Here is a 3,704-nt window from a genome sequence, read left to right on the forward strand (position 1 = left end):
TGAGCTATTTCCTGCACCACTTGGGCTATTTGGTTCATAGCCATTTGTGCTTCGTTAGTGCCCACATTCAATTGACCGGACGCCGTGCGCATTTGATCGGCTGCTATTTGAAGTTCTCCCAGAACTAACTGTAATCGCTCGGCCAGTTCTTGCAACGGCTCAGCAAGCTGCACTGCCGGGCCTTTTAATCCCGATGGAAACAGGGCATAGGTATCCCCGGCTGCCAGAGCTTGAAGATACTCGATTACTGGCCGCAGGGCACGTCGTTGGCCGGAAGCATCTAGCTGCACAAACCCGATAGCAATAGCCAGCCAAAACCCAATTAACAGGGCCACACCAAAACCGGCGGTGCCAAATCTAGCCTGCAGCCAGACCGAACCGCCACCACACATTACCGACAAGACAAAGGGCAGCAGTATACGGGGTAGTGTTTCAACTCTTCTGTTCACTCTTGTTTCCCCCCCCTGATCGAATACTCCCACTCTTGGACCTTCTCTTTTAGCTATAAATCCCTTTTTCGCCAAAGAGTGCCATTTATCCTGCTGTGTTTTTCGACAATTACCACAAACAAGGCCGTCTGGCCTCTACCTTAATAACAGGTTGCTCAGGATGAAAAACGGGCGGGCACGGAGGCCCGCTCCTACAAGTAGTGCGGTGTAAGGGGATGGGCTGCCACGGAGTCGCGTCCCTACCCGGAAGGTTGGCGAGTTACGCATGACAATACCCAGCAGAGCAAAAAATACTATTGACAAGTTATTCTTGCTGTAATATTATTTTCATGTATATGATACCATCATATAGGGGGATATTGTGGTTATGTGTGGATGTCATAGTAACAGCAACGGTCACGACGCAAATTGTGTCTGCCAGCAGTTTAGCACTTCCACTCGTCCGGCTGGGTTTCTTCAGACTTGTTTGCTGTTTCTTCTGCTGGAACAACCAGCTCACGGCTATGGTTTGCTGGAGCGCCTGGGCGAGTTCGGCTTGGCGGAAGTGGATGTCGGCGGAACGTATCGTATCCTTAACCGGTTGGAAGACAATGGCTTTGTTACGTCTAGTTGGGAAACAGGCGGTTCCGGACCGGCCCGGAAGGAATATCGGGTTACTCCTGCCGGGGTGGAGCTGCTTCACTGTTGGGCCGAGGCGATTAGGCGCAATCGCCGGTATGTAGACAGATTTCTGGCTCGTTATCAGGATATGTTCAGCGACTGAAGAAACGAGGTGCCTTATGTTTACCCTACTGCTCTATCTGTTAGCTTTGGGTTGGCTCGGCTATTCGTGGTTTAAGGACAAAAACAAGACTAAGCAAGCAGTAATGAAGGGGCTGCGGAGTTTTCTTAACATTTTCCCGTCGTTTGCCGCTGTGCTGCTGTTTATCGGGCTTATGTTTACCTTTATCTCACCGGAGTTTGTTTCGCGACTTGTTGGCCGCTCTTCTGGTTTCTTAGGTATGCTCGTGACCTCGGTTGTAGGGGCAATCACCCTTATTCCCGGCTTTGTGGCCTTCCCTCTGGCAGCATCGCTCATGGAGTTGGGGGCCGGGGTAATGCAGGCAGCAGTCTTCATCTCTACCTTGATGACGGTGGGCATGGCCACTGCTCCGCTAGAAGCCAAGTACTTTGGCCGCAAAGCAGTTGTCTGGCGCAACGGACTTAACTACGTTTTTGCCTTTATTGTAGCCTTTATTATCGGGAAGGTGGTAAGCCCATGAGAAACAAAAGCAGCGGTCTAAGGCGTTACCTCCCTGTTTTCATCCTGGTGGCTGCAGACCTGGTTGTTATGACCGTGTTCCCCCAGCTAGCAGCCAGGCTGCTTACGAACACAGCCAGCTACTTTGCCGAAATGTTGGGTGTATTGCCGCCGGTGTTTTTGTTGCTGGGACTGTTGGATGTCTGGGTGCCCAAAGAGACAGTAATGCAGTTCTTGGGTCCCGAGGCCGGGGTTCGCGGTCCATTGCTCGGTATCCTGTTAGGTGCCGCTGCCGCCGGTCCCTTATACGGTGCTTTTCCTGTGGCCGAAGTGATGTACAAGAAGGGTGCCAGTTACTTTAACATTATGATTTTTATCGGCGCCTGGTCGACCCTTAAAATCCCTATGTTTCTATTTGAAACTAAGGCTTTAGGCACAGCGTTTTCCGTAACCCGCTGGCTGGCAAACCTGGTAGTTATCTTTGTAATTGCCGCTGTTATGAACCGTGTTCTTCCCCTAGAAGACAGGTACGTACGTACTCTAGAAGGCGAGTAAATAACGCAGAGCGCCCGCTGCCAGGGACCCTGACAGCGGGCGTTTTTGCTATTGCAATACTGGTTGTTTGCTCTCCTCGGCCCAGTAACCACCAAACAGAGCACCATAGTAAGCCTCTTGTTCCACAGGCGCAATACCGCCGTATTGTATTCCTAATGCTTGGGCTAAGAAAGGGTCCAGGCAGACCAAATCAGTCGTACTAAGCTGATCTAGGGCCGTATGGCCTAAGGTGACCATTACCGTTGTCATTTCTTCCACTGCCAGGACAAGGAAGTTCACTAAATTCTGCGTTCCCAGGTCCAGATCAAACTCTTTTTTGTTACGCCCTGTCTGTAGCACTAACTGCATAGGGGTTTCACCAGGGGTTACTTTGGTAATCTGCTGAGCCACTAAAGCCAACATGGCCACAGTTCCGATGTAAACAGCATCGGCGCCCAGGGCCAGTGCTTTTAGGAATTGCCCGGGGGTAATCAGCCCGCCGCCGGCGAGCAGTGACACTTTCCCAGTCAGCCCCAGTCGTTTTAGATGGCGCCGGGCTCGGGCAATAGCGTAGATGGAAGGCAGGCCGACATCATCTTGGAGTGTGGGTGTGCTACCGTGAGTACCGCCTTCAGCCCCATCCACGGAAACAAAGTCTACGCCGGCGTCGGCAGCCACATCCAGTTCTTTTTCTAAATGGTGGGTGGCCGCTAGCTTTATGCCTACCGGGACATCCACTTCCGCTTTTAACCGGCGGACGGTCTCGATGAAATCCTGGGCGGTATTGATCCCGGGAATACGCGAATTGAGTACGGAATCTTGCCCTTCTTTAAGCTCAAATACCGCACGCATCTTGTCGTCGACAAATTTTACTTGGGTGCGCTGGGGCGCATTGGCTTGGGCTCCTTGTCCTAGCTGAATTTCAATGGCGTCCACACGCTTGTACTTTTCTGGCTGGTTGAGATACCCGCCGCGGTTATACTGCCCAATCAACTTGCTCGCTTCTTTGCGCTCCTCCGGCAATAGCCCGGCTTCACCGGTATTAGTGGCTGTGCCCAGAGCACTGGCGGCTCGGGCCAGGGCTATTTTGGCCGCGGCACTGAGGGCACCGCCATAGGACATGCCGGCGATAAGAATAGGGATATCGAGTTCTAGCGGGCGCTCCGCTTGGGGACCGACGGTAACCCCCATGGTTACCTGCTCAGTGCTTTCTACCGGAAAACGGTGTAAGTGGACTGGATTAAGTAACAACGCTTCCCAGGGAGACATCTTTAAGGAGCTTCCCAGCGGTCGCTCTAAGGTGGTTCCTTGAACCGCACGCATTTCCACTTCCATTAGGTTTTGGAACCCGCACTTTTTAGCCACCGACAAGCCCGTCAGTAAGTTGTCCGTATACCGATCCTGCATAATCTTGGACATAATGTCGTCGGCTGTCTCGTCCATAACTCCGCGAAACAAGTCTCCCGCCCATTTGATGACCA

General features: G+C 52.3%; 5 protein-coding genes. 3 read left to right on the plus strand and 2 right to left on the minus strand.

The window, feature by feature from the left end:
• The coding region (locus tag GX016_07610) for a methyl-accepting chemotaxis protein (protein ID HHT71424.1) at positions 1-449 on the minus strand (449 nt) is incomplete at its 3' end.
• 361 nt (positions 450-810) lie between these two features.
• Here GX016_07610 and GX016_07615 point away from each other — a divergent pair.
• Genes GX016_07615 through GX016_07625 form a run of 3 tightly spaced genes read left to right on the plus strand, consistent with a single transcriptional unit; the run spans position 811 to position 2,244 of the window.
• Complete coding sequence (locus GX016_07615; protein HHT71425.1) at positions 811-1,212, plus strand: PadR family transcriptional regulator; 402 nt, start codon at positions 811-813, stop codon at positions 1,210-1,212.
• A gap of 16 nt (positions 1,213-1,228) precedes the next feature.
• Positions 1,229-1,711 carry a permease gene (locus tag GX016_07620; protein HHT71426.1) on the plus strand — a complete coding sequence of 161 codons (483 nt, stop codon included), beginning with the start codon at positions 1,229-1,231 and terminating at the stop codon, positions 1,709-1,711.
• A complete protein-coding gene (locus GX016_07625) occupies positions 1,708-2,244 on the plus strand; it encodes a permease (protein HHT71427.1) in 537 nt (178 codons plus the stop codon). Before GX016_07620 ends, GX016_07625 begins: the two co-directional genes overlap by 4 nt.
• Positions 2,245-2,292: 48 nt before the next feature.
• Here the strand turns inward: GX016_07625 and GX016_07630 are convergent.
• Positions 2,293-3,704 (minus strand): FMN-binding glutamate synthase family protein (locus GX016_07630; protein HHT71428.1); only part of this gene is annotated, 1,412 nt, incomplete at its 5' end.

This window comes from Bacillota bacterium, assembly GCA_012837285.1.
Taxonomy (GTDB): domain Bacteria; phylum Bacillota; class DTU030; order DUMP01; family DUMP01; genus DUNI01.